Raw genomic sequence first — 25,528 nt, forward strand, 5'->3', positions numbered from 1 at the left:
CCCTCAGAAGTGGACGGCGAAGCGCGCCATGCCGCGCTGGGACAGGAAATCCTGGCCGACGTTCAGGCCGTACTCCACCTTGATCTCCAGATTGTCGCGGGTGACCGCCTGCAACCCGAGATCGAGATTGCCCAGCACGTCCGGCAGCGGCGTGGTGGTGACAAAGCTGCCGGCAGACTGCGGCGCCCACAGGAAGCGGGCCGTTGTCTGCCAGGCATCGTTGGAGGCGAAGGACGCGCCGAGGGTCATGTAGGGCCGCAGCACCACCCCGTCCGGCAGATCCATTCGGCCGCCGAACTCCACCGCCGGGGTGGCGACGAAGGTGGTGAGGCTCGATCCCTGCAACGCCAGCTCGGCTCCCGTGCGGCCGAGTTCGCTGAAGCCCGGCATCTCCACGTGAATGAGGTCGAGGTCCAGCCTCGGCCTCACATAGTAGTTGGCGAAGGAGAATTCGTAGGACGCCCGCAGCCGGCCGGTGACGTTGTACACATCGGAGTTGCTGGTGGCCTGGCCGCCGGCGATGCCGATCGTCCGGGTGTTGTCATAGGAGACCCAGCCGGCGTCGACGGCGGCGGAGAACAGCCAGGGACCCCACTGCCGCTTCAGGGCGATGCCGATATCGCCGCCGTTGCCGCTGGCCGAGAACCAGCCGCTGGGACTGGAGACCGACGACTGCTGGTAGGCGCCCGACAAGGCGAGGAACCAGTCCGTGGCCAGCTCGTGCTGGACTCCCGCCTGGAAGATCAGGCTGTCGGAGGCATAGCCCTGCATCTGCGAGGTGGTCGTCTGGCCGGTGTGGTCGTAGATGATCCGCGCCCAGGCGCAATTGTCCTCCCGCAGCTGGGTGCTCGATGCCACGAACACGGGGCAGCTCAGGGTGCGGTCGAGGAAGGCCTGGCTCTCGCCGATGCGCAGCCCCGCCGGGGCCTGGAGCAGTTGCGGGGACAGCTGGCCCAGCGCGCTCTGGTAGGCGAGCGCTGAATTGATGTCGATGAGGCCGTTGAACACCTTGGACATGCCGCCGACATCGCCGGTGTCCCACACCCGCTGCAGGCTTCCGCCGACAGATGCCTCGTTGCCCGACAGCCACACGCCCTTGGGCAGGAAGTGGGCGATGGGGCTGATGGTCAGCGAGGTATCGTCGGCATGCACCGCCCAGCTGTAGGCAAGGCCGCTGTCCTTCGCCACCGCCGTGCTGGTCAGCTGATCCGCGACGAAGATGGTGTAGGAATCCTTGGGTGCGATGCTGGTCGCGCGCGGGTCGATGGTGCCGCTGAGGGTCGCCCCACCGACGACGCGGATTTGGTCGTTGCGCGCAGAGGCGGAATCCACATCCACCTGCAGAACGCCATCGGAGCCGAGACCGCCGGCGATGCTGGTGGTGGCGATCACGCCCAGCCCGCCGGGATTGACCGTGCCGTGGTTGATGAAGCCCGGGGCGCCCGGCCCCGCACCGAAGGTGGCGGAGAAGGTGGTGGTGTCCCCGGCGGTCTTGACGACCGTGCCGGAATTGAACGTCGCGCCCGCCTCGTTGACGAGCCCGTTGGTGCCGCCACCGAGATCGACGCTGCCGTTCAGCGTGCCCCTGTTGACGACGCTGTCGTCGCCGACGCCGGCCGCGATGGCCATGCCGCTGAGCCCGGAGACCACCGCGCCTTGCGCGATGGTGACGGTGTTCTCGGTGCCGCCCGAAAGGACGATGGCAGCGGTGCCCGTGCCGCCCCGGACCACGCCGCCATCGGCGATGAGGATCTGGATCTGGCCGTTTCCGCTCGCCCCGAGGCTCTGCGCGAAGATGGCCGGCGAATTGTCGCCGGTGGCGATGGCACTGCCGGAGACCAGCACGGTGACCGGCCCACCGGTGCCCGCGCCGCCGGCCGTGCCGAGGCCGACGCCTCCGGCAGTCGCCGCAAGGCCGCCGCCGCCGCCGATGGACTGGGCCAAGATCACCGGCGCGTTGTCGCCCCGTGTCGTGGCCGTGCCGGTGAGGGAGACGTAGATGCCGCCGCCGTTGCCCGAGCCGCCGCCGCTGCCCTGGATGCCGTCCTGGTTCGAGAACACCGCGCTTGCCGCCGAGCCGCCGATGCCGCCGCCGCCACCCACCGACTGGGCGAAGATGGCTGATGCGCCGGTGCCGGAGGTGACGATGGTTCCCGCGGCGAGGGCGTAGATGTTGCCCCCGTTGCCGCCCTGCCCAGCCGATCCGCCGAACGCGACGGCGCCGGTGGCATCGGCCGAAGACATGCCGCCGATGCCGCCGCCGCCGCCGATGGACTGCGCGAGCACGCCGAACGCGTTGTCGCCCGAGGTGCGGATCACCGAACCGGCGGCGAGATCCAAGGTGACGGTGCCGCCCTCACTGCTGCTGCCGCCATCGCCGCCCAGGGTCAGGGCGAGCGAGTGGCTGCCCGATGTCTTGGTGGAGCTGGTCGCGGCGATGCCGCCGCCGCCGCCGATGGACTGCGCCAGAATGCCGATGGAGGCATCGCCCGACGTCTGGATGGTGCCGTACACGTTACCATAGACCTTGCCGCCGGCGCCGCCCGCACCGCCCGAGGCTCCGAGGCCCACGGTCGCGGAGAAAATGCCGTTGCCCGAATCGGTGGCCACGGTCGAGGCCCGCCCGCCACCGCCGCCGATGGACTGAAGCACCATGCCGTTGGCGAGATCGCCGCTGGTGACGATGGTGCCCTGCTGCGTGACGTTGACGGTCTCGCCCTTGCCCGCCACGCCACCGGCACCACCGAGGGAAAATGTGGCGGTGATGGTGTTCTGCCCGCCGTTGGCGACGCTGTTGGCGACGGAGGCATTGCCGCCGCCGCCGCCGATGGACTGGGCCAGAACGCCGTCGGAGCCGTCACCCAGCGTCTGGATCGCACCGTTGATGCCGATGGTGACGTCGCCGCCATTGCCACCGCCGCCGCCCGAGCCGCCGAGGCTGGCGGCAACGCTCGCCTTGCCGCCGGTGTCGCCGCCGGAGGACGAGGCGACAGAGGCTTTGCCGCCGCCACCGCCGATGGACTGGGCGAGGATGCCCGCGGAATCGTGCCCCTTCGTAACGAGGCGGGAGGTCTCGCCGCTGCCGAACAGGACCTCGACTTTGCCGCCATATCCGCCGCTGCCACCGCTGCCGCCCACGGTCGCGGACAGGTCGAAGCTGTTGCCGCCCTTGCCGTCCGCGGTGGATTTGCCGGCGCCGCCCACGCCGCCCGAGCCGCCGATGGACTGGGCGACGATGGCGTCGGCCGCATCGCCCGTCGTGACGATGGTCACGGCCCCCGTGGCGGTCACGGAGACCTGGCCGCCATCACCGCCTGCCCCGCCCGTTCCGCCGACGATGGTCCCCACCGCGATCTTGCCGCTGGTGGCATTCTGGGCGCTGCCGGCCGCGCCGCCGCCGCCGCCGATGGACTGCGCGAGGATGGCGCTCGCCCCGGTGCCGGCGGTGAAGATGTCGCCCGTATTGGAGACCGACACCGTGTTGCCGTAGCCGCCCTGGCCGCCGCTGCCGCTGAGGGACAGGGTGACGGCCGCCGTGCCGCCGGTGCCGCTGTTTCCCGTCACCGCGGCCGAGCCGCCGCCGCCACCGATGGACTGCGCCAGGATGCCGTGGCCGAAATCGCCGCTGGTGACGAGCGTGCCGGAATTGTTCACGGTGGTGAGGCCGCCGTTGCCCCCGCCCTTGCCGCTACCGCCGAGGCTGGCACCGAGATTGAGCTGTGCGCTCTGGCCGGATGCGGTCGAGACGGTTGACACCGCATTGCCGCCGCCGCCGCCGATGGACTGCGCGACGATGGCGCTGGCGTGGTCGCCGGAGGTCTGCACCCGTCCGGCGTTGACCACGGTGGCCGCGCCGCCGTTACCGCCGGTCGCGCCGCTCCCGCCGAGTGTGGCGGAAACATTGGCCGCGTCCGCACCCGAGGTGGTGGAGGATGCCGCGCCGCCCTTGCCGCCGCCGCCGCCGATGGACTGCGCGACGAGGCCGTTGGAGCCGGTGCCCACAGTCACGATGGCGAACGCGGTGGCGCTCGGGTCGGCACCGGTGCCGTTGGTGATGATGGCGGAATAGCCGTTTCCGGCGCTGCCGCCACCGCCGCCGATGTCCACCGACAAGCCGAGGCCGTTGCCACCCTTGCCGTCGGCCTTGCCCGTACCCGAGCCGGCCGAACCGCCGCCGCCACCGATGGACTGCACGAGAACGGCATCCGCCGCGTCGCCGGTGGTGATGATCCTGCCGCCGCCGCCGGTCGCGGACAGGGTGGCATTGGCTTGCCCGCCATTGCCGCCCCCGCCGCCGGAACCGCCCAACGCGGCGCCGATGCTGATCTTGCCGGAAGCAGCATTGTCGGCGCTGCCGGCTGCGCCGCCGCCCCCGCCGATGGATTGCACGAGGATGCCGGTGGCGCCCTGCCCGGTCGTGTAGACGCTGCCGGAGGTGGAGACCGAGGCCAACTCGCCGTCGCCGCCGCTGCCGCCCGACCCCGCCAGGGTCAGGTTGACGCCTGCCGTGCCGCCATTGGCGGCTCCGCCCGAAGTGCCCGACTTGCCGCCGCCGCCACCGATGGACTGCGCCAGGATGCCGTAGCTGAAATTGCCGAGGGTGAGGATGGTTGCGCCGTTCTCGACGGTGGCGGTGCCGCCCGTGTTGCCGGAGCCGCCGCTTCCGCCCAGCGTGGCGGTCACGGTTGTGTCGGCCTTGGTGCCATCCGCCGCAGTATGGGAGGCGAGCGCGATGCCGCCGCCGCCGCCGATGGACTGCGCCACGATGCCGGAGGCATGGTCGCCGCCGGTCACGATGGTGCCGCCGACGGTGGTTACGGACGCCGTCCCGCCGTAATTCCCCGAACCTCCGTTGCCGCCGATCCCGACCGTCAGGGCGGCGGTGGACGAAGAGCCTTTCGCGGCGCTCGACGAGGTCGTGGCGCCACCTTTGCCGCCACCGCCGCCGATGGACTGCGCGACGAGACCGTTGGAGCCGGTACCGAGCGTGGTGATGGCGACGCCCTGGGTGGTCGCGCTGCCGTTGTTCACGTTCACCGTTTCACCGTGGCCGCCAGAGCCGCCGCCGCCACCCACCGTGACATCGAGGCTGGCGCTGTTGCCGCCGGCGCCATCCGCCTTGCCCGAGCCGGCCCCGCCGTTGCCGCCGCTGCCGCCGATGGACTGGGCCAGCACGCCGTCCGAACCATTGCCGGTGGTGACGAGGCTGCCGAGCTTGGCATTGTACAGATCGACGGTCACGGCTCCGCCGTTGCCGCCGCCGCCGCCGGTTCCGCCGATCGCCGAGCCGATGGCGAACTTGCCGGTGGCCGCATTGGTGGAACTGCCCGCATTGCCGCCGCCACCACCGATGGACTGCGCCAGGATGCCGACGCCGTCCTGCCCCTCGGTGCGGATATCGCCGGTGCTCGTGACCGTCACCACTCCGCCGTTGCCCCCCGTCCCGCCCGTGCCGGCGAGGGAGAAGGAGAGGCTCGCGGTCTTGGCCGCGCTGGCTGCGGCGCTCGCGCCCGCCGTGCCGCCGCCGCCGCCCACCGACTGGGCGAGGATGGCATTGGAATGGTCGCCGGTAACGAGGATGGTTCCGGAATTCGTCACGCTCACCTTGCCGCCCTCAGAGCCGGCGCCGCCCGCGCCGCCGAGAGTTGCGGTGATGGAATAGCTGCCGCCGGAGCCCTTGGCGGTGGATGAGCCGCCCTTGCCGCCACCGCCGCCCACCGATTGGGCGAGGATGCCGTTGGCCATGTCACCGCTCGTCCCGATGGCGGCGGAATTGGTCACATAGACATTGCCACCGTTGGAGCCGGTCCCCCCCGCTCCGCCGAGGGTCAGCGTGGCCGTCACCGACTGGCCGCCGGAGGCATGGGAATCCGCCCCCACCGATCCGCCCACGCCGCCGCCGCCGCCCACCGATTGGGCCAGGATGGCATCCGAGAGCTTGCCGGATGTGGTGATCTGACCCGCGGTGGTCACGGTGACGGTGCCGCCAGCATAACCCAGGCCGCCCCCTCCCGCGAGGGATGCGCCGAGCGAGATCTTCGACGAGGCGGCCGCGTTGGAGTTGCCGCCGATGCCACCGCCGCCACCCACCGACTGGGCCAGGATGGCAACGGAATCCTCGCCCTTGGTCTCGATGATGGCATCGGTATTCACCGTGACGATGCCACCCGTGCCGCCACTTCCGCCCGTCGCGCCGAGGGTGAGGGTGAGGCCAGCCTGCCCGCCGCTCGCGGAGCCCGCCGCCGCGCCGCCCTTGCCGCCGCCGCCGCCGATGGATTGCGCCACGATGGCCGAGGCGTGATCTCCGGAGGTCTGGATGTGGATCGGCTGGGCCGAGCTGGGCGCGAGGGCCGTGACCGTGACGTTTCCGCCGTTTCCGCCGTCGCCGCCCTTGCCGCCGAGGTCTGCGGAAAGGGTGAAGGACGTGTTGGAGCCCCCTGAAAGATCGGAGGCTTTGGTGCTGCTCTTGCCCGAGGCCGAGCCGCCGGTGCCGCCACCGCCGCCCACCGACTGGGCGAGAATGGCATCCGCATCGGCACCAGTCGTGACGATCTGCCCGGTGTCGGTCACGGTGACGTCGCCGCCCTTGCCGCCACCACCGCCCTTGCCGCCCAGCCCGACGGTCAGGTCGACGGAACCGCCTGCGGCATCGGCCGTGCCGCCACCCGCGGTGCCGCCGCCGCCGCCCACCGATTGCGCAAGGATACCCCGCGCGCTGGTGCCGGACGTGGTGATGGTGCCGGACTGGATCACCGTCACCGCATAGGCGTTGCCCGCGACATTGCCGCTTCCCCCGGCACCGAGCCCGAGCGTCACGGAGGTCTTGCCGGAAAGCGATGCGGCATTGGACGAGGTGGAGCCCACGCCGCCATTGCCACCGCCGCCGCCGACGGCCTGGGCGATGATGCCGTCGGCGAAATCGCCGGACGTGGCGATGGTGCCGGAATTGTTCACCGTCACCGTGCCGGAATTCTGGCCCGCTCCGCCCTGCCCCCCCAGCGTCGCCGAGACCGTTAGGGCGACGCCGCTGGACACGCTGACGCCGAGCGCGCTCGCATCTCCGCCGGTTCCGCCGCCCCCGCCGATGGACTGCGCCAGGACGCCGGTCGAGCCGGCGCCGGAGGTCTTGATGGAGCCGGTATTGGTGGCGCTGGCGGCCATGCCGATGCCGCCGCCCCCGCCCGAGCCGCCCACGCTGGCGTTGACAGTGACGGACCCGTCCACGCCTGCGGAAATGGCGTTGGCGGCGGAAGAACCGCCATTGCCGCCGCCTCCGCCAATGGACTGCACCACCATGCCCATGGAATCGAGGCCGCTGGTGACAATCTGCCCCGAATTGGTGACGGTGACGTTGCCGCCGTTTCCGCCGCTGCCGCCCGATCCACCCACCGCAGCCGCAACCGCGACATACAGGCCGCCGCTCTGCGACAGACCGCTGCCACCCGAACCGCCGCCGCCACCCACCGACTGGGCGAGAATGGCGGACGCGCGGTCGCCCGTGGTGACGATGCCCGCTGAGTTCGTGACGGTGACCGTGCCGCCGGAGCCACCGGACCCGCCGGAGCCGCCGATGGTGAGAGCCGCGCCTTCGACGGTGTCGGCCACCGCCTTCCCGCCCGCGCCGCCGCCGCCGCCGATGGACTGGGCCAGCAAGGCCGTGGAATAGCTGCCAGACGTGACGATGGTGACGGTGCCCGGCGCCGCGCCAGAATTCGTCACATAGACGTTTCCGCCATTGCCGCCGCTGCCCCCGCCGCCGCCGATGGCTGCGGACACGCCGACACCGACGCTCATGGTGCCGCCGCCGCGCCCGCCGCCGCCGCCAACGGACTGCGCGACCACACCGAGCGAATTGTCGCCGCTGGTGACGATCGTTCCCGAATTGTAGAGCGTCGTCTTCCCGCCGTCTCCGCCCGACGCGCCCTGTCCGCCGAGGGATGCGACACCGCCCGCGCCCCCGCCGTTGCCCCCGCCGCCGCCGATGGACTGGGCCAGAACGCCGTCCGAGAACTTGCCGCTGGTGGTGATGACGCCGTAATTCTTGGCGGTCGCTTCCGCGCCGCCGCCGGTGCCGGACGTGCCTGAATTGCCGACGGAGCCGCCGACGGCGACACACCCCGCGGCGCCGTTTGAGCATCCGCCTACGATGAGGTTGCCGCCACCGCCGCCCACCGACTGCACGAGCATGCCGTGGGCGTAATTCCCGGTGGTCGTGACCGTCCCGGTGTTGATGCCCGTGGCGTTCGCGCCCGCGCCGCTGACGGCGCCGTTCCCGCCCATGGAGACGAACACCGCATCCGCCGAGCCGCCGTTGCCGCCACCGCCCGCGACGGACTGCACCACGATGCCGACCGAGCCGTTGCCGCTGGTTGAGACCGCGCCTCCGGAGTTCAGATAGACGTTGCCCGCAGCGCCGCCCGGGCCAGCGACGCCGCCCGAGCTGGTGATGAACCCGCCCACGGACGCGCCGTTCGCGCCGGTGCCGCCGAGGCTCTGCGCGACGATGGCGTTCGAGGCATAGCCCGAGGTCTTGATGGTCGCGCCGCTCGCGATGTTCACATTGACGACCGTGCCGCTCGCGGCGCTGCCCCCTGTGCCGCCAGCGCCGCCACTCTCGTTGAGCGCATCGTCGGCCAGCGCTCCGTTTCCGCCCGCCCCGCCGTTGGCGGAAACAATGATGCCGTGGGCCGCATCGCCGCTGGTGGTGATGGTGACGCCGCCCTGCACCGTGACGCTGGCCGTTCCGCTCATGCCGCCGGTTCCGCCATCGCCGCCAAAGGCGCTGGCGGAGGATCTCGCCTGTCCGCCGTAGCCGCCCGCGCCGCCGTTGGCGGACACCGCGATGGCCGACGCAGAGGCGCCGGTGGTGGTGATCGCGGATTGCTGCTGAACCGTAACCGAAACGGTGCCGCCATTGCCGCCTGCGCCGCCGTTACCGCCCCAGGAATCGGACAGGCCGCCGTAGCCGTAGCCGCCTCGCCCGCCGGCTCCGCCATTGGCCAGCGCCACGATGCCGGATTGGGCCGAGGAGACGGTGCCGGACATGACAACGGTGACGCTTCCGGCATTGCCGCCGCTGCCCCCGATCTCTCCGGTGGCGTTGGCCACCGTGGAGTCGGCCTCGGCCGCCATACCGCCCGCCCCCCCCAGGGAGGCCGCATAAAGGCCAGCGCCGCCCGCGCTTGTCAGTGTCGCGTTTGTGAGGGTGACCGTCACCGCGCCCGCGCCCCCGCCTCCGCCCGCCGCGCCGCCCTGAGCCGCAGCGACGGCGTGGACAACGCCGCTGTCGCCGCCGGCCCCACCGGCCGAGAGCACACCTACAGCCGCCCCGCTGCCGCTGCTGACAGTGGACGAAGAGACCGTGAGGGACACGTTGCCGCCTTGCCCGCCGGTGCCGCCGGCGCCGCCGGTGCCGTTATCCCAAAGTGAAGCGCTACGGCCTTCACCGCCGATGCCGCCGGTGCCGCCGATGGTCGAGATGACGATCCCGCCGGCCTGGGAAGACAGGTTGGAACCGGAGACCGTGATCGTGATGGCGCCGCCCGCGCCGCCGGTCTGGCCCGCGCCGCCAAATGCCTCACCGTTGTTGCTGAAACCGTAGCCGCCGCCACCGCCGGCGCCGCCCGTGGAACCGGCGGTGATCACCGTCCCGCTGACCTGATTCGCCGTCGCTCCGGTCAGGGTCACCGTGAATGCGCCGCCGTTGCCGCCTCCCCCACCCGTGCCGCCCGTGCCGGTGCCGGTGCCAAAGGAAACCTCGCCAAAGCCGCCCGTACCGCCCGCGCCGCCCTGAGTCTTGCTGTTGATGGCGTAAGTGCTTGTCGAGCCGCCGGTGATGGTGATGGATGTCGCGCCGACGCTCGCGCCGGCCCCGCCGTTGCCGCCCGTCGCGCTATCGATGACGTATTTGTAATTTGAACCGCCCGAACCGGCCGAGCCCGTTATCGTCTGGCTGAAGGGCATCGTCACGACGGTCTGCGCCGCTGCCGACCCGACCGCGACGGGCGCGGCGACCAATGCGAGGCTGCACAGGGTTGTCGTGAGCGCGGTGGACAGAAGCATCCGCGCGGTGGAGGCGCCATACACGTTCGATGCCGTAGCCCGCGGACCACGGTTCAGCGCAATCCCATCCCCAGGCATTCCCGCCCCCAGCAAAGCATACGGTAGGATATTGTTGTCCCGGGGTTGAAAGCGCAACCATTGGAGATGGCTCGCCCACCGAAAAACCGCCGCCAGAGGTTGCGTGGCTAAAGGACCGAAAGGGACGGCAGCGGGACAATCACGACCACGCAGGCGCCCTTCTCAGTGGGGTGCGCTCATATCCGAAACCTGGTTCCGGGCGGAGGAGAATTCTGCGGCGCGCCCGCAGAGCACTGGGCGTTCTCCATCCACGTCTGCGCCACGTCCCCCACCACGTTGAGGCGAACATCCTTGATGTTGCGCACTTGCGTGACAACTTGGCAGAACGCCTCCGCGGAGCCGGAGATGATTTCCGAATGAGACTGAGGTTCCCACCGCCAGATCTCACCCGACGGACTTGTCAGGGCAACATGAGGAACGATGGCCGGAACCTCCATCTTGCGAACGCGGAAACTCCAGCCGAACGTGCTGACCCCAAGCGCTGCAATGCCCTCGATCCTGTCCCGGCTTATTCTGTCCACGCCCAATATGTCGTACACGGCCTGCGCATGTGCCCAGGTTTCCATCAGGCGGGACGTTATCAGGGAGCGCACGCTCATTTCCCGCCCCGCCCAGACCGCTCTGATAGACGGACTGATATCCGACCAACGCGCGCTGATCGCGGTCGCTGTCGCCAGCCACTCGACCCGCAACCGATCGCCCACGAAGGCTTCACCGAGCTTACGGTCGTGATCGACCTCTTCTCCAGTCGCGTCGTCGGCTGCCGGAAACCTTGTCCCACAGGAAGGCTTCGTCCTCCCAGCTGTTCCACCCCTTCACCAGCTCGATGAATTCGCGAGCGCGGGCGGTCTGCGCGGTCAGCGTGGGGATGTGTTCGACCAGGTTGAAGGTGCGCGCCTCCTCCCCGCCGGAGGAAACGACGTGGTTCCACCCCGCGCGGGCGCGCGCCCTGGAAGGTCGCCCACGCCTACTGGTGGCCTTTGCTCTTAGCGCAGGCCGAAGCCGAGCGCAGTCAACGCATCGCGGATGCGGTCGCGGCCGGCGAGGGACGAGGCACCGCGCACACGCGGGAGGGCGGCAGCGATCCAGCCGATCTCGGGGATGTTCTGGCCCTTCTGGAACGCCTTCAGCGCCGCCTCGTAATGGTCCAGCGCGTCCTGCGGCAGGCTCGCGTCATAGCGCTCGCGGTGGAGCACGAGGCGCTGGGAGAGGCGCGGCTTCACGTCCGCCGGGCGGGCGGGGTCGGGATGGCCGATGGCGAGGCCGAACACGCCGATCACGTTGGGCGGCAGGCCGAGCAGCTCGGCGAGTTCCACCGGCCGGTTGCGCAGCGCGCCGAGATAGACGCCGCCGAGGCCCAAGGATTCCAGCGCCACCAGCGCATTCTGCGCCGCGAGCGCCGCGTCGATGAAGCCGACGAACAGGGTTTCCAGGAAGGATAGCGCGTCGGTGGGGTGGGCGTTACGGCGGCCGATCTCTTCCAGCCGCGCGAGGTCGGCGAGCCACACCAGCACCAAAGGCGCCTCGACGACATGCTTCTGCCCGCCGGCGATCTCGGCGAGGCGCGCCTTGGTGGCCGGGTTCTCCACCGCCACCACGCTGAAGGTCTGGAGGTTGGAGGAGGACGGGGCGGATTGCGCCGCCGCCACCAGCGTTTCCAGCAGCCCCTCCGGCAGCGGCTCCTGCGTGAAGGCGCGCACGCTGCGGTGGCTCAGCAGGCCGGCAATGGTGTCGTTGAGGAGGATGCCGGCCGGCGCCTCGGCCGCGCCGTAGCGGGCCTCCAGCAAGGCGCGCGCGGCGGCGGCTTCATCGGGCGCGAGGGTGGCGCCGGTGACTGCGTCGGTCATTCAGGGCAAGCTCCGTGGGACGGCGCCGTGAACGGCGCTCATATTCGATCAGGCGGTCTCGATCAGGCCGTTGCGCGCGGCTTCTCGACGGCGACGCCCCCCGCATTCCGGCGGAAGCCGGCGGCGGGGTGGGTGTCGGGCAGGAGGGGACCGCGGCGGAACAGCTTCTCGCGCAGCGTACCCTCATCGTAGGACGTCTTGTAGACGCCGCGATTCTGAAGCTCCGGCACCACGAGATCCACGAACGACGCCAGCGTCTCGTGTGAGACGAGGCGGTTGAGGTTGAAGCCGTCCACGTCCGTGTCGCGCACCCAGGAGATGATCTCGTCCGCCACCTCGCCGGGGGACCCGACGATGAAGGGCGCGCGGGCGCCGGTGGCGGAGAGGGTGGCGAGGTCCTTCACCTTCAGCGGCTCGGCGCTGCGCAGGGTGAGGTTTTCCAGCGTGGACTGGATGGCGTTGCTCTTCACGTAGGAGATGGCCTCCTCCGGATCGAGGGTGGAGAGGTCCACGCCTGTCCAGCCGGAGAGCAGTGCCAGTTGCCCGGCCGTGTCCACATACTGGGCATATTCGGCCAGCCGGTCGAAGGCCTCGGCACGGGTGGGCGCGACGATCACCGTCGCGCCGGGAAACATGCGGATGTCGTAGGGATCTCGCCCGAAGCTCGCCGCCGCCGTGCGCACAGCGCGCACCGCCTCGGCGAGGATGGGGCGGGTCTGGCCATTGAGGAAGATGGCCTCCGAATGCTTGGCCGCGAACAGCCGCCCCCGGCCCGAGGTGCCGGCCTGATAGAGCACCGGCGTGCGCTGGGGCGAGGGCTCGGCGAGCTGGATGCCGTCCACCTGGTAGTAGGGGCCGTTGTGGCGGATGCGGTGGACCTTGGCGGGATCGGTGAAGACGCGGGCGGCTCGGTCGCGACGCACGGCCCCCTCCTCCCAGCTGCCTTCCCACAGCTTGTAGACGGCGGCGAGGAAATCCTCCGCCGCCTCGTAGCGGGCATCATGGTCTCGGTTGGCCTTGTCGCCCATGCCGCGCGCGCCGCTGTCGAGATAGCCGGTGACGATGTTCCAGCCCACCCGGCCCTTGGTGAGATGGTCCAGCGTCGTGAAGCGGCGGGCGAACTGGTAGGGGTGCTCGTAGGTGAGATTGGCGGTGACGCCGAAGCCGATGTGCTTCGTGGCGTGCGCCATGCTCGGCACCACCAGAGCGGGGTCGATGTCCGGCGTCTGCGCGGCGGAGATCAGGGCCGCGTCCGGGCTGTTGCCATAGACATCATAGACCCCGAACACGTCGGCGATGAACACGCCGTCGAACAGGCCGCGCTCGGCCGTCACCGCGAGGTCGATCCAGTAGTCGAGGCTGTTGTAGTCGATGGCGCGGTCGCGCGGATGTGCCCACAGGCCCGCCCAGGTGTGGCCGGGCGAGGCCATGTTGAAGGCGTTGAAGCGGATGTCGCGGTTAAGGGGGTTCGTCGTCATGTCAGCCTCGCTCAGCTGTAGAGCGGGGTCGGCGTGATGACGCCGTTGAGGGCGTAATTGCCCACCTCGCGGGATTTGTAGACCACCGGATCGTGCAAAGTGTGGGTACGGATGTTGCGCCAGAAGCGGTCGTAGCCGTAGTGGCCGGCGGTGGCGCGGGCGCCCATCAGCTCGAAGATGCGGGAGGTGATCTCCAGCGCCGTGCGGCTGGAATGCACCTTGGCCGCATAGATGGCCGCGGCGGCGACGTTGCGATCGTCGGGGGTGATTGCATTGCCCAGCGCGGTCGCCGCCTCGAAGCGCACGCCGGCCGCATCCGCCAGCGCGGTGGAGGCGCGCAGCTCCACGTCGAGATTGCCGTAATGCTCGAGAATGTAGGGATCGAGCCGCGCCTTCTCCACGCCGGAGGCCTGCCACGGGCGGGAGACTTCGCGGATGTAGCGGTTCGCCTCTGCGAGGGCGCCCTTGGCGATGCCGATGTAGAAATTGACGATGAGCAGCTGGTGGAACGGCACCACGAGGCTGGTGCGCGGCGGCGGCGGGGCGGCGGGATCGCCGAGGATTTCGTCCGCCTCCACCTTCACGTCGGCGAAGGTGATGGTGCCGCTCTCCGACAGGCGCTGGCCGAAGGCGTCCCAGTCATTGCCGTGCGTCACGCCCTCCCGGTCGCCGGGCACCACAAGCACGGCGAAGCCGTCGCCCAGCTGCGCGCGCAGGGTGATGCGATCGGCGAGCGCGGCATTGGAGGCGAAGGTCTTGCGGCCGGTGAGGCGATAGAAATCCTCCACCGGCGCGAGGCGCGATTCCGGATCGCGCGGGTTGGAGGCGCCGCCCCAGAGCCAGCGCCCGGCCACCGAAGCCCGCGCCAGCGCCGCCGCCTGCTCGGGGCGCGCCCGCCACAAGGCGTTGGTGAGGTGGAGATAGTGATAGGCGAGCAATTGGGCGATGGAGGCATCCGCCCGGCCGATCACCCGCACGGCGAGCAGCGCGTCGGTGAACGATCCGCCGCCCCCGCCGTGCTCGGGGGAAAAGAGCAGTTCGAGCAGCCCCGCGTCGCGCAGCAGCGCGAGTTCGCGCCGGGGCGAGGCGCCGATGCGGTCGCGCTCGGCGGCGTCTGGGGTGAGCGCGTCAGCGACACTCTGAGCGCGGGCGATCCAGTCGGGCCGCGCGGGCGCAGCCGGGGCGAGGGACAAATGGGACGGACGGGCGGCAGGCGGGTTCATGGGTCACACTCCTCGATGGGGTTCGACAGGGGCGCTCACCAGGTGGGGATGAGGCTGCCGTTGAACTTGGCGAGGGTGAAGTCCTTCACCGGCTGCGAGCGGTAGACCGCGATGAACCTGGCGATGCGCGGGTCATCCTTGCGATCCTCGCGGGCGGCGAAGACGAGGGTGAAATAGGGCTTGGCCTCCTCCAGCGTGGTCTCGGCCAGAAGCGCGCTCTTCAGCTGGAGGCCGGCGAGATAGGCATAGTTGGAGGAGACGAAGGCGGCCGCCACGTCGTCCAGCGAGCGCGGCAGCTGGGCGGCGTCGATCTCCACGATCTTGAGGTTCTTCGGGTTCTCCGCCACGTCGAGCACGCTGGCATAAAGGCCAGAGCCCGGCTTCAGCTTGATGAGGCCGGCCTTCTGGAACAAGAGCAGCGCCCGCCCGCCATTGGTGGGATCGTTGGGAATGGCGATCTTGGAGCCGGCCGGGATGTCGGCGAAGCCCGTGTACTTCTTGGAATAGAGGCCGGCGGGCACGAGGATCGACTCGTCGAGCGCGACGATGGTGTAGCCGCGCGTCTTCACCTGATTGGCGAGATAGGGCCGGTTCTGGAAATTGTTGAGGTCGATGTCGCCAGCCTGCAGCGCCGCATTGGGCTGGTTCCAGTCGGTGAACTCGATGATCTCCGCTTTCACCCCCTGCTCGGCCGAGAGCTTCGCCGCCTCGCGCAGGATGTCGCCATAGGGACCGGCCGAGACGCCGATCTTCAGGGGCTTGTCGGAGGCGGCGGCCGGGGTCTGCGCGTTCGCGCCATTGCCGAGCGCGAACAGGGCAAGGCCGGAGAAGACAAGGGCCGCGAGGGGGGAGCGGAAGCGGGAGGTCATGGTTCTGTCCTCGGTCAAGATCTGGCGGAAGGGCGCACGAACCCACGCGTCCCCGCGCAGGCGGAGCCGCTGTGAGATGTCGTTGGATCTGCGCGCCGGTGAGGATCAGACCTGCCTGGAAGCCGGCCCGATCTTTATTCTATAAAATTAATAGAATTAGTTTGCACACCGAGGCCGCAGTGTCTATCCCTTTTCGTCATGCCCCTTAAGACGCCGGGAACAGCCATGAACAAACCCGTCATCCCCCTCCCCCCTGTCGCGCCCTCCAGCCGCCGCTCGGCCGATCCCGCCGACTGGCGCGACCTGTTCGCGGAGATCGGCGCCGGCTCCAGCGTGCGCGAGCGCGACCGGGTGCTGCCGTTCGAGGCGGTGGATCTTCTGAAGCAGGCCGGCTTCGGCGCGCTCAGGCTCGCCGAGGCCGATGGCGGTGCGGGCGCGACCTTCCGCCAGACTTACAAATTGGCGCTGGACCTCGCGGCGGCCGATGCCAACGTGGCGCACATCTTCCGCAACCACTTCACCGTGGCCGAGCAATTCGCCCGCCGGCCCTATGATGCGAAGGGCCGGGCGTGGCAGGCGGAGGTGGCGGCCGGCACCCTCTTCGGCCTCGCCTCCACCGAGGCGGGCTCGAACCCGGCCGGCGGCTTCGCGCCCGACACGAAGCTTGATCCCGATGGCGACGGCTTCCGCCTCAACGGCGTCAAATATTACAGCACGGGCACGCTCTTCGCTGATTCCATGCTCATCCGCGCGGCGGCGGCGGACGGGCGGCTGGCGGCGGTCATCATCCCCACGCGGCGCGAGGGCATCGAGATCGTCGACGACTGGGACGGCGCCGGCCAGCGCCTCACGGCGTCGGGCACCACGCGCTTCCACAATGTGCGGGTGGAGGCGGACGAAGCAGTGTTCGACACGCCCAGCCGCGGCTACGGCCTCGCCTATTCCAACACGCAGGCGCAGCTCTTCCTCACCACCGTGGTGGCCGGCATCACGCGCGGCGCGCTGGAGGATGCCATCGCGCTGGTGAAGCGGCGCAAGCGCAGCTTCTATTATGCGCCGGTGCCCACCCCCGCCGACGACCCCTTCCTGCAGCAGGCGGTGGGCCAGCTCGCGGCCCATGCGTTCGCGGCCGAGGCGGTGATCCTCGCCGCAGCCGAAGCGCTGGACCGCGTGAGCGATGCCCGCGACCGGGACGAGACCGCCGAGGTCCTCGCCGCCGAGGCCGCGAAGGCGGCGGCGCAGGCGAAGCTGGTGGTGGATGATCTCGCGCTGAAGTCCGGCTCGCTGCTGTTCGAGACCGGCGGCGCCTCGGCCACCGAACGGGCCGTCAACCTCGACCGCCACTGGCGCAACGTCCGCACCATCGCCTCGCACAATCCGGCGAGCTACAAGGCGAAGGCCATCGGCGAACTGCTGGTGAAGGGCACGCCGTTGCCGGCCAAAGGCTTTTTCTGATCCGGCGTCTTGTGCTGCCAGACGATGGCCCCGCCGCACCGGCGGGGCCATTGCTTTTTAAGGGTCACGCCGCCGGGAAGGCGCCTTCGAACACGGTCTCGGCGAGCGGGCGGCGGCCGCTCGGGGTCTCGCCCTTGTGGAAGCTCTCCGGCAGCAGGGACTTGTCGCCGCGGCGGCCCAGTGCGACGGCGATCTCCACCTCGTAGTCCTCAGGCACCTTCAGCTCCGTGCGGGCCTTCTCCGCGTCGAAGCCGCCCATGCCGTGGGCGTGCCAGCCGAGCTTCGTCGCCTGCAAGGCGAGGTTCGCCCAGGCCGCGCCCGCATCGAAGGAATGGCTGCGCGCCGGCACCGGCTCCGTCGTTCCCGGCCGCACGAAGCTGCGGGCTGAAACGACGAAGATCAGCGCTGCCGCATTCTGTGCCCACTGCTGGTTGAACGGCACGAGCAGGCTCAGGAAGGTGTCGAACGCGGGCGTGCCGCGGCGGGCATAAAGGAAGCGCCAGGGCTGCGAATTGAAGCTCGAAGGCGCCCAGCGCGCCGCCTCGAAGATGGAGTTGAGTTCGGCTTGCGGAATCTCCTCCCCGGTGAAAGCGCGGGGCGACCAGCGCTCCAAGAACAGCGGCTCGACAGGATGCTCGCTCTGGCGCGGCGGGACGGCAATGGTCATGGCAAATCCTCTGGTGCGGAAAGGGTCACAGCCTCAGGCCGGCCTGCTTCAGCAACGGCAGGATGGCCGTGGCGAAATGGTCGAGGTCGGCGGTGAAGTCATAGAAGTTGAGCTGCACGCCGTCGATGCCGGTGCGCTTCAGTGCCGCGAGCTGGTCCACCACGTCTTCCGGCGAGCCGATGATCTCGATGTTGCCGCCGAGATTGAGCCCCTGCTTGTGCGTCGCATCGCGGCGGCCGAGCCAGGCCACCGCATCGCTGTCATAGCCGCGATGGCCGAAGGAGGTGTGGGTCGGCGCCGGCACCCCGGCGGCGATGGCGCGGGCATAATCGTGCGCCTCCGCCGAGGTGGGCCGGCTGACGATGATCGGGTTGATGATGGCCTTCACCTCCCGCCCCTTCGCCCGCGCCCGCCCCTTGATGGCGGCGATGTGGGCGGGCAGCGTCTCCAGCGCGCTCTCGATATGCGCGCCGCCCGGCGAGGTGATGAACAGCAGGTCCGAATGGCCCGCCGCGAAGTCGATGCCGGCGTCCGAGCCCGTCGCGGTGACGAGGATGGGGCGGCCATAGAGCGGCTTCGGCGTGATGTAGCCGTTGACGATCTTCCATGGGTTCAGCCGGCCTTCGACGGAATAGTTCTCGGTGTCGGTCCACAGGCGGTGGAGCACGTCGAACAGTTCTTCCGTCATGTCGTAGCGGCGGTCATGCTCGATGCGATTCCAGCCGAACATCTCGTGCTCGATGGCGCGATGGCCGGTGACGATGTTGATGCCCCAGCGCCCCTTGGAGATGTGGTCGAAGGTGGCGCCGATCTTGGCGATGTGCAGCGGGTGCCACGGGCCATAGAGCACATGCAAAGTGGAGATCAGCAGGATGTTCTTCGTGGTCGCCGCCATGGCGCCCAAGGCCACGAAGCTGTCCAGCGAGGCCTCCCCGTCATAGCCGCCCTTGGGTAGCCACTGGGTGCGGGAGAAGGCGATGTCGAAGCCCAGCGCGTCGGCCTTCTCCACGAGGGCGGAATTGTAGTCGTAGGTCCAGCTGTTGCTGGTGGGATGGTCGGAGAAGTGGATGTCCTGAAGGTTCAGGAACAGCCCCAGCATCAAGGGCTGGCGGGCCGAGCGGGAGAGCGGGCTGTCGGGAAAGTCGAGCGGACCGCGCAGGAGGGGAGCGGCGGCAACGGACGGGAGTGCGGACATGACGGACCTCGTGGGAGAACGGAAACAGCCCCGGCCCCTTCCCCGAGCGACCGGGGAAGGGGCCGGATCCGTGTCGCCGCCTGGGGAGCGCCGGCACGAAAGGATGGGGGCGGCCTCAGGCGGTGGCGCGCGCCGCCTCGGCGAACTGGCTCTCCGGCCGCGGCAGGCCGTAATGCTCGCGCAGCGTCCGGCCGGTATATTCCTGGCGGAACAGCCCGCGCTTGCGCAGGATGGGCACCACCTGCGAGGCGAACAGGTCGAAGCCGGCGGCGTACCAGGGCGGCATCACGTTGAAGCCATCCGCCGCGCCGCTCTCGAACCAATGCTGGATCTCGTCGGCGATCTTCTCCGGCGTGCCCACCACCACGTAGTGGCCGCGCGCCCCGGCGAGACGGTCGATGAGCTGGCGCAGCGTCGGCTTCTCCCGCCGCACGATGTCCACCACCAGCTGGAAGCGGCTGGCCACGAGCTTGGCCGGGCCGGCATCCTTGAAGGCATCCAGCTCCACCACCGCATTGAGGGGATGGCCGGAGAAGTCCACGCCGGTGATCTGCTTCAATTGCGAGATGGAGTATTCCGGCTGGATGAGGTCGCTGAACGCCTCGTGCAACTGGCGCGCCTCGGCCTCGGTGGAGCCGATGTAGGGGCTGATGCCGGGCAGGATTTTCACATGGTCCGGATTGCGCCCGAGGCCCGCCGCCTGCTTCTTGATGTCGGCATAGAAGACCTTGGCGCTCTCCACCGTCTGGTGCGCGGTGAAGATGGCTTCCGCATAGCGCGCAGCGAAGGAGCGCCCGTCGTCGGAGGAGCCCGCCTGCACATAGACCGGACGGCCCTGCGGCGGGCGCGGGGTGTTGAGCGCGCCCTTCACCCGGTAGTGACGTCCCACATGCTCGATGGGGTGGATCTTGCTGTCATCCGCGAACAGGCCGGAGACCGGATCGGCCACGAGGGCGTCATCCTCCCAGCTGTCCCAGAGCTTGGTCACCACGTCCACGAACTCCGCCGCGCGGGCATAGCGCTCGGCATGGCTAGGCGTCTCGGCGAGGCCGAAATTGGCGGACGCCTGGGGGACGGCGGTGGTGACGATGTTCCAGCCCGCGCGCCCGCCGGAGAGATGGTCCAGGGAGGCATAGAGCCGGGCGAGGTTGTAGGGCTCGTAATAGGTGGTGGAAGCCGTGCCGATGAGGCCGATATGGGTGGTCGCGGCAGCGATGGCGGAGAGCCAGGTCAGGGGCTCCAGGCGGAAGCGCGAGGCATAGCGGATGTTGTCCACCTGCGCCGGCCCGTCGGCGAAGAACACCGCATCGAGCTTCGCCGCCTCGGCGGAGCGGGCTAGGTCCTGGTAGAAGGTGATATCGAGCAGCCGCTCCGGCCGCGCGCCGGGATAGCGCCAGCCGGCCTCGTGATGTCCACCGGGATAGATGAACAGGTTGAGGACGAGTTGCCGCCGCGTGGCGTGGGACGATGGGATTGCCATTGTGATCTCTCCTTTGATCGCTCAAGGCGTGAAGGGGCAGAACATTGGGTTGGCTCAGCCGACGCGGGCGGCAACGCGCGAAGCCACGCGTTCTTGCGCGCGCTCCTGCACCCGCGCCGCCGCATCGCCGCCGCCGGTGCGGGGCGCGCGGCCTTCCACCGGGTGGCTGGGGTCGGTGTAGAATTTCGTGGAGACGTGACCGTCCGGCACGAGGGAGGCCACCAGCGCCTCATCGGCGGCGGTGAAGCCGTAGTCGAGGGCGGCGAGGTAGTCGTCCCATTGGGCTTCCGTGCGCGGCCCGGCAATGGCCGAGGTGACGAGGCTGTTGTTCAGCACCCAGGACAGCGCAAAGGTCGCCGCCGGAATGCCGGCCTCGGCCGCATGGCGGGCGATGGCCTCTGCGATGTCGATGGATTCCGCGCGCCACTCGGTCTCCAGAATGCGCCGGTCACCCCGCCCTGCCCGACTGTCCGCCGCCGGAGCCGCGCCGGGCACGTATTTGCTGGTGAGCACGCCCCGCGCCAGCGGCGAATAGGTGACCACGCCGAGGCCGTAATGATGGGCGGCGGGAAGCTGCTCCACCTCCGCCGTGCGGTCCACGATGTTGTAGAGCGGCTGGCTGGCGACGGGCCGGTCGATGCCGAACTGATCGGCGAGATGCGCCACCTCGGCGATACGCCAGCCGCGGAAGTTGGAGACGCCGAAATAGCGCACCTTCCCCGCCTTCACGAGGTCCGCCACCGCCCGCACCGCCTCGCCAAGCGGCGCGTCGAAGATGGCGCGGTGGAAATAGAGGATGTCGATGTAGTCGGTGCCGAGCCGCCGCAGGCTCGCCTCCGCCGCCTCGATGATCCACTTGCGGGATATGCCCTGCCGGTTCGGCCCCGTGCCGCCGGGATTGGCGAACTTGGTGGCGAGCACATAGGCGTCTCGATCGCCCTTCACCGCGCGGCCGACGATCTCCTCGGTGCACCCGTTCTGATAGGCGTCCGCCGTGTCGAGGAAGAAGAAGCCCTGCTCCCGCGCCTTGTGGATGATGCGGTGGGACGTGGCCTCATCGGTCGGCCCGCCGAACATCATGGTGCCCAGCGCCAGCTTGGGCACCTTCAGCCCGCTCTTGCCGAGATAGCGATAGTCCGGCGGCGCCACGGGCTTCGCGGGGGGCTGCGGGATGGCGTGGGCGGTCATTGGCGAAATCCTCAGTGAAGCGCCTCTTCGGGCGCGCGATGGCAGGCGACGGCGCGGCCGGCCCCGAGGGGGCGCAGCGCGGGGTCGGATTGGGTGCAAAGGGGCGTCGCCAGCGGGCAGCGCGGATGGAAGCGGCAGCCGGTCGGCACGTTGCGCGCGCTCGGCAGGTCGCCGGAGAGCGGGGCGGCATGGCGCCGACGCCCGGGCGTCGGCACGGCCTCGATCAGCGCGCGGGTGTAGGGATGCAGCGGGCGGGCGAAGATGGACTGCCAGGAGCCCGTCTCCACGATGCGGCCGAGATACATCACCAGCACCCGGTCGGCGAAATAGCGCACCACCGAGAGGTCGTGGGAGATGAAGAGATAGGAGAGCCCCAGTTCCGCCTTCAGCCGCGCCAGCAGGTTCAGGATCTGCGCCTGGATGGAGAGGTCGAGGGCCGAGACCGGCTCGTCGCAGATGACGAGGCGTGGGGCGAGGATAAGCGCGCGGGCGATGCCGAGGCGCTGGCGCTGGCCGCCGGAGAATTCGTGCGGATAGCGCGACAGCGCCTCGCGCGGCAGGCCCACCCGCTCCAACGCATCCCCCGCCGCCATGAGCCGCTCGCGGCGCGGCACGAGGCCGTGCACCGCCAAGGGCGCGGTGAGGATGTCGGCGATGGACTGGCGCGGATTGAGTGAGGCGAACGGGTCCTGGAACACGATCTGCGCCTGCCGGCGATAGGCCTTCAGCGGCGCGCCTTCGAGGCCGCCCACATCCACCCCGTCGAACACCACCCGACCGGAGGCGGGGCACACGAGGCGCATGATGACCTTGGCGAGGGAGGACTTGCCGCAGCCGCTCTCGCCCACGAGGCCCACCGTCTCGCCCCGCGCGACGGCGAAGGACACGCCATCCACCGCGCGCAGCACGCGCCCACCAGATTCGTAGCCGGCGTGCAGGTTCTCAACCGACAGCAAGGGCATGGCGCGCCTCCCTTTGCGCTTCCGACGTGGTGACGGGGCAGGCGACGAGATGGCCGGGCGCGACCGCATCGAGGGCCGGCACGGCGGCGCGGCACAGCGCCCGCGCGTTCGGGCAGCGCGGAGCGAAGGCGCAGCCCTCCTCCCCCGCCGCCGAGGCGATGGAGCCTTGGATCTCGGCCAGCGCGCCGGCCGAATAGTGCTGGCCGGCATCAAGCCGGGGCGAGGCGGCGAGCAGGCCGCGCGTGTAGGGGTGGAGCGGCGCGCCGAACAGGGTTTCGAAGGGCGCGTCCTCGACCTTCCGGCCGGCATACATCACCGCCACCCGGTCGGCCCATTCGGCCACCACGCCGAGATCGTGGGTGATGAGCAGGAGGCCCATGGAGAGGTCGCGGCGCAGGGCGTCGAGCAGGTCCAGCACCTGCGCCTGAATGGTCACGTCGAGGGCTGTGGTGGGCTCGTCGGCGATGAGGAGGCGCGGGGCGCAGGCGACCGCGATGGCGATCATCACCCGCTGGCGCATGCCGCCGGAAAGTTCGTGGGGATAGTCCCCCACCCGCCGCCGGGGCTCTGGGATGCGCACGAGGTCGAGCAGTTCCACCGCGCGGGCGAAGGCGGCGCGGCGGGACAGGCCCTCGTGCAGGCGCACCACCTCGGCCACCTGCTGGCCGACGGAGAGCACGGGGTTCAGCGAGGTCATGGGCTCCTGGAACACCATGGCGATGTCCCGCCCGCGCACCCGCCGCAGGGCGCGATCCTCCAGCCGCGCGAGGTCGGTCACCACACCATCGCGGCCCCGGAACAGGATCTCGCCGGAAGCGATGCGCGCCGAGTCGGGCAGCAGGCGCATCAAAGCGAGGGCGGTGAGCGACTTGCCGGACCCGCTCTCCCCCACCAGCGCCAACGTCTCCCCCGCCTCCACCGTAAGGGAGAGACCGTGCACCGGGGTGGCGCGCGGGAAGGCGATGGAGAGGTCGCGTACATCAATGAGCGGCGCCATTCACCCCTCCCCGCCGCGGCGCGGATTGAGCGCCTCGTTGAGGCCGTCGCCGATCAGGTTCAGCGACAGCACGGTGAGCACGATGGCGACGCCGGGGATGGCGCTGAGATACCAGGCCGTGCGCAGGAGATCGCGGCCGGTGCCGATCATGGAGCCCCAGCTCACCACGTTGGGATCGCCGAGCCCCATGAAGGAGAGCGCGCTTTCCATAAGGATGGCGGTGGCGACCGTGACCGAGGCGAGCACGATCACCGGCGGCAGCGCATTGGGCAGGATCTCGCGGAAGATGATGCGCCCATGCCCGAAGCCCAGCGCCCGCGCGGCGGCGACGAAATCCTTCTCCTTGATGGCGCGGAACTGCGCCCGCACGAGGCGCGCCACCTGCGGCCACGACACCGCCGCGATGGCAAGCGCGATGGCCGGCACCGAGGGCTGGGCGATGGCCACCAGCACGATGAGCAGGATGAAGCCCGGCACCGTCTGGAAGATCTCGATGAGCTTGGAGAGCACATCGTCCACCACGCCGCCGAAATAGCCCGCCGTGGCGCCCACCAGAATGCCGGCGAGGAGCCCCGCCAGCGTCGCCGAGGCGCCCACCAGCAGGCTCACCCGCGCGCCGTGGACGAGGCCGGCCAGCACATCGCGCCCCAGCGCGTCGGTGCCCAGGGGAAAGCGCGGGTTCTGGCCCGGCCACTGCAAGGGCCGCCCGGCCATCTCCAGCGGATCGTCGGGGAAGAGCATGGGGGCGGCCAGCGCCGCCCCCACCACGACGGCGAGGATGAGGAGGCCCGCCACCGCCGTGGGATTGGACAGGAACACGAGCAGCGCATGGCGCCGGCCCACCGGCGCCAGCCGCGCCACGTCCGCCGTCACGGTGCGCGCGGCATCGGGCGCATGAACATTGGGCCAGAAATCCGGCTCGGGCTGGGTAGTTTGCGCGCGCTCGGCGCCCAGCGCCGCGGCCGCCGCGCGGTCCTCGGCGTGGGATGCGCGGGGGTTTGCGGCGAGGCCGCCGCTGGGGAGGGTGCCGGTGTCGTGCATCAGCGCACCTCGATGCGCGGATCGAGCGCCGCTTGGAGGATGTCGATGGCCGCGTTCACCGCCACCACCAGCAGCGACGACAGGAGCAGGATGCCAAGCAGCACATGGAAGTCCCGCCCCATCACCGCCTCGTAGGCGAGCCGGCCGAGGCCGGGCCAGCTGAACACGGTCTCCACCACCACCGCCCCGCCCATGAGCCCGGCGAGGTGGATGCCGGCCATGGTGGTGACGGGGATGAGCGCGTTGCGCAGCACGTGGTCGCGCGTCACGGCGAAGGGCGAGAGGCCCTTGGCGCGGGCGGTGCGCACATGGTCCTGCGTGCGCACCTCGATCATGTCGTCGCGGGTGAGGCGGGCGTAGATGGCCACATAGAAAAGGGCGAGGGAGAGCGCCGGCAGGATCTGGTAGCGCGCGCGGTCCAGCACCGCATCCCAGCCGGTGAGGTTCGCGCCGATGGTCTCGGCCCCGCCGGTGGGCAGCCAGCCGAGCTTCACCGAGAACAGGACGATGAGCATCAGCCCGATCCAGAAGCTCGGGATGGAATAGAAGAGCAGCGCGAGGACGCTCAGCACCCGGTCCGCCGGCCGCCCGGCGAACGTCGCCATCAGCGCGCCGAGCGTGATGCCGATGAGGAGCGCGAAGGCGAGAGCGAGGCCCATCAGGCTCAGCGTGTTGGGTAGCCGTGCGGCGATCAGCTCCGCCACCGGCTGGTTGTAGCGCGGCGAGACGCCGAGGCTGAAATGGGCGAGGTTGGAGAGATAGCCGCCGAGCTGTTCCAGCACCGGCAGGTCCAGCCCGAACTTGGATTTCAGCGCGGCGAGCGTCTCCACCGTAGCCGCCCCGGCTTCGCCGGCCAGAGCGTCGGCGGCATCGCCCGGGGTCAGGCGCAGCAGGAAGAAGTTGAGGATGAGGATGCCGATGACGGTCGGCACCGCCTGCAGCGCGGTGCGCCGCACGGCTTTCAGGATGCGGGGCAGCCGGCGCAT

The 25,528-nt window shown here is 70.1% G+C and carries 14 protein-coding genes and 1 pseudogene; 1 reads left to right on the forward strand and 14 read right to left on the reverse strand.

Features of this window, described 5'->3' with window-relative positions:
* Positions 1-3: 3 nt before the first annotated feature.
* The 6 genes and pseudogenes from XAN126_RS26340 to XAN126_RS0113100 all read right to left on the reverse strand — a co-directional run bounded on the left by XAN126_RS26340 (position 4) and on the right by XAN126_RS0113100 (position 15,557).
* Positions 4-10,062, reverse strand: coding sequence for an autotransporter outer membrane beta-barrel domain-containing protein (locus XAN126_RS26340; protein WP_155982302.1), 10,059 nt, complete (start codon positions 10,060-10,062; stop codon positions 4-6).
* A 254-nt stretch (positions 10,063-10,316) separates the two neighbouring features.
* Positions 10,317-10,883: pseudogene (locus XAN126_RS0113080) on the reverse strand (maleylpyruvate isomerase family mycothiol-dependent enzyme); the annotation flags it as partial.
* Positions 10,884-11,126: 243 nt separating this feature from the next.
* Positions 11,127-11,987: an NADPH-dependent oxidoreductase gene (locus XAN126_RS0113085; RefSeq protein ID WP_024279041.1), complete on the reverse strand. Its 861-nt coding sequence runs from the start codon at positions 11,985-11,987 to the stop codon at positions 11,127-11,129.
* Positions 11,988-12,049: 62 nt separating this feature from the next.
* Complete coding sequence (locus XAN126_RS0113090) at positions 12,050-13,465, reverse strand: LLM class flavin-dependent oxidoreductase (RefSeq protein WP_024279042.1); 1,416 nt, start codon at positions 13,463-13,465, stop codon at positions 12,050-12,052.
* Between the two features lie 11 nt (positions 13,466-13,476).
* Complete coding sequence (locus XAN126_RS0113095) at positions 13,477-14,688, reverse strand: acyl-CoA dehydrogenase family protein (protein WP_024279043.1); 1,212 nt, start codon at positions 14,686-14,688, stop codon at positions 13,477-13,479.
* Between the two features lie 35 nt (positions 14,689-14,723).
* Positions 14,724-15,557, reverse strand: a complete 834-nt coding sequence (locus XAN126_RS0113100; protein ID WP_024279044.1) for a MetQ/NlpA family ABC transporter substrate-binding protein — start codon at positions 15,555-15,557, stop codon at positions 14,724-14,726.
* A gap of 225 nt (positions 15,558-15,782) precedes the next feature.
* On the opposite strand from XAN126_RS0113100, the gene XAN126_RS0113110 reads away from it, so the two are divergent.
* Positions 15,783-17,012 (forward strand): acyl-CoA dehydrogenase family protein, encoded by a 1,230-nt coding sequence (locus XAN126_RS0113110; RefSeq protein ID WP_024279045.1) that lies wholly within the window; start codon positions 15,783-15,785, stop codon positions 17,010-17,012.
* A 64-nt stretch (positions 17,013-17,076) separates the two neighbouring features.
* Here the strand turns inward: XAN126_RS0113110 and XAN126_RS0113115 are convergent, their stop codons facing one another.
* The 8 genes from XAN126_RS0113115 to XAN126_RS0113150 all read right to left on the reverse strand — a co-directional run bounded on the left by XAN126_RS0113115 (position 17,077) and on the right by XAN126_RS0113150 (position 25,528).
* Complete coding sequence (locus XAN126_RS0113115) at positions 17,077-17,679, reverse strand: nitroreductase family protein (RefSeq protein ID WP_029877136.1); 603 nt, start codon at positions 17,677-17,679, stop codon at positions 17,077-17,079.
* A gap of 25 nt (positions 17,680-17,704) precedes the next feature.
* Complete coding sequence (locus tag XAN126_RS0113120) at positions 17,705-18,874, reverse strand: LLM class flavin-dependent oxidoreductase (protein WP_024279047.1); 1,170 nt, start codon at positions 18,872-18,874, stop codon at positions 17,705-17,707.
* Positions 18,875-18,989: 115 nt separating this feature from the next.
* Complete coding sequence (locus tag XAN126_RS0113125) at positions 18,990-20,354, reverse strand: LLM class flavin-dependent oxidoreductase (protein WP_024279048.1); 1,365 nt, start codon at positions 20,352-20,354, stop codon at positions 18,990-18,992.
* 54 nt (positions 20,355-20,408) lie between these two features.
* Positions 20,409-21,542 carry an aldo/keto reductase gene (locus XAN126_RS0113130; RefSeq protein WP_024279049.1) on the reverse strand — a complete coding sequence of 378 codons (1,134 nt, stop codon included), beginning with the start codon at positions 21,540-21,542 and terminating at the stop codon, positions 20,409-20,411.
* Positions 21,543-21,553: 11 nt separating this feature from the next.
* Entirely contained in the window at positions 21,554-22,504 is a 951-nt protein-coding gene (locus tag XAN126_RS0113135) for an oligopeptide/dipeptide ABC transporter ATP-binding protein (RefSeq protein ID WP_024279050.1), read from the reverse strand.
* On the reverse strand, positions 22,485-23,501 hold the full coding sequence (locus XAN126_RS0113140; RefSeq protein ID WP_024279051.1) for an ABC transporter ATP-binding protein: 1,017 nt from the start codon (positions 23,499-23,501) through the stop codon (positions 22,485-22,487). Before XAN126_RS0113140 ends, XAN126_RS0113135 begins: the two co-directional genes overlap by 20 nt.
* Entirely contained in the window at positions 23,502-24,542 is a 1,041-nt protein-coding gene (locus XAN126_RS0113145) for an ABC transporter permease (protein ID WP_024279052.1), read from the reverse strand.
* Positions 24,542-25,528: an ABC transporter permease gene (locus XAN126_RS0113150; RefSeq protein WP_024279053.1), complete on the reverse strand. Its 987-nt coding sequence runs from the start codon at positions 25,526-25,528 to the stop codon at positions 24,542-24,544. The genes XAN126_RS0113145 and XAN126_RS0113150 overlap by 1 nt, the downstream gene beginning before the upstream one ends.

The organism is Xanthobacter sp. 126 (assembly GCF_000526175.1).
Classification (GTDB): Bacteria; Pseudomonadota; Alphaproteobacteria; order Rhizobiales; family Xanthobacteraceae; genus Xanthobacter; species Xanthobacter aminoxidans.

What these genes read in the sequence shown, in the direction of transcription:
- XAN126_RS26340 (WP_155982302.1), bottom strand. Translation starts at nt 10,062, where the DNA reads ATGCTTCTGTCCACCGCGCTCACGACAACCCTGTGCAGCCTCGCATTG.
- XAN126_RS0113085 (WP_024279041.1), bottom strand. Translation starts at nt 11,987, where the DNA reads ATGACCGACGCAGTCACCGGCGCCACCCTCGCGCCCGATGAAGCCGCC.
- XAN126_RS0113090 (WP_024279042.1), bottom strand. Translation starts at nt 13,465, where the DNA reads ATGACGACGAACCCCCTTAACCGCGACATCCGCTTCAACGCCTTCAAC.
- XAN126_RS0113095 (WP_024279043.1), bottom strand. Translation starts at nt 14,688, where the DNA reads ATGAACCCGCCTGCCGCCCGTCCGTCCCATTTGTCCCTCGCCCCGGCT.
- XAN126_RS0113100 (WP_024279044.1), bottom strand. Translation starts at nt 15,557, where the DNA reads ATGACCTCCCGCTTCCGCTCCCCCCTCGCGGCCCTTGTCTTCTCCGGC.
- XAN126_RS0113110 (WP_024279045.1), top strand. Translation starts at nt 15,783, where the DNA reads ATGAACAAACCCGTCATCCCCCTCCCCCCTGTCGCGCCCTCCAGCCGC.
- XAN126_RS0113115 (WP_029877136.1), bottom strand. Translation starts at nt 17,679, where the DNA reads ATGACCATTGCCGTCCCGCCGCGCCAGAGCGAGCATCCTGTCGAGCCG.
- XAN126_RS0113120 (WP_024279047.1), bottom strand. Translation starts at nt 18,874, where the DNA reads ATGTCCGCACTCCCGTCCGTTGCCGCCGCTCCCCTCCTGCGCGGTCCG.
- XAN126_RS0113125 (WP_024279048.1), bottom strand. Translation starts at nt 20,354, where the DNA reads ATGGCAATCCCATCGTCCCACGCCACGCGGCGGCAACTCGTCCTCAAC.
- XAN126_RS0113130 (WP_024279049.1), bottom strand. Translation starts at nt 21,542, where the DNA reads ATGACCGCCCACGCCATCCCGCAGCCCCCCGCGAAGCCCGTGGCGCCG.
- XAN126_RS0113135 (WP_024279050.1), bottom strand. Translation starts at nt 22,504, where the DNA reads ATGCCCTTGCTGTCGGTTGAGAACCTGCACGCCGGCTACGAATCTGGT.
- XAN126_RS0113140 (WP_024279051.1), bottom strand. Translation starts at nt 23,501, where the DNA reads ATGGCGCCGCTCATTGATGTACGCGACCTCTCCATCGCCTTCCCGCGC.
- XAN126_RS0113145 (WP_024279052.1), bottom strand. Translation starts at nt 24,542, where the DNA reads ATGCACGACACCGGCACCCTCCCCAGCGGCGGCCTCGCCGCAAACCCC.
- XAN126_RS0113150 (WP_024279053.1), bottom strand. Translation starts at nt 25,528, where the DNA reads ATGCGCCGGCTGCCCCGCATCCTGAAAGCCGTGCGGCGCACCGCGCTG.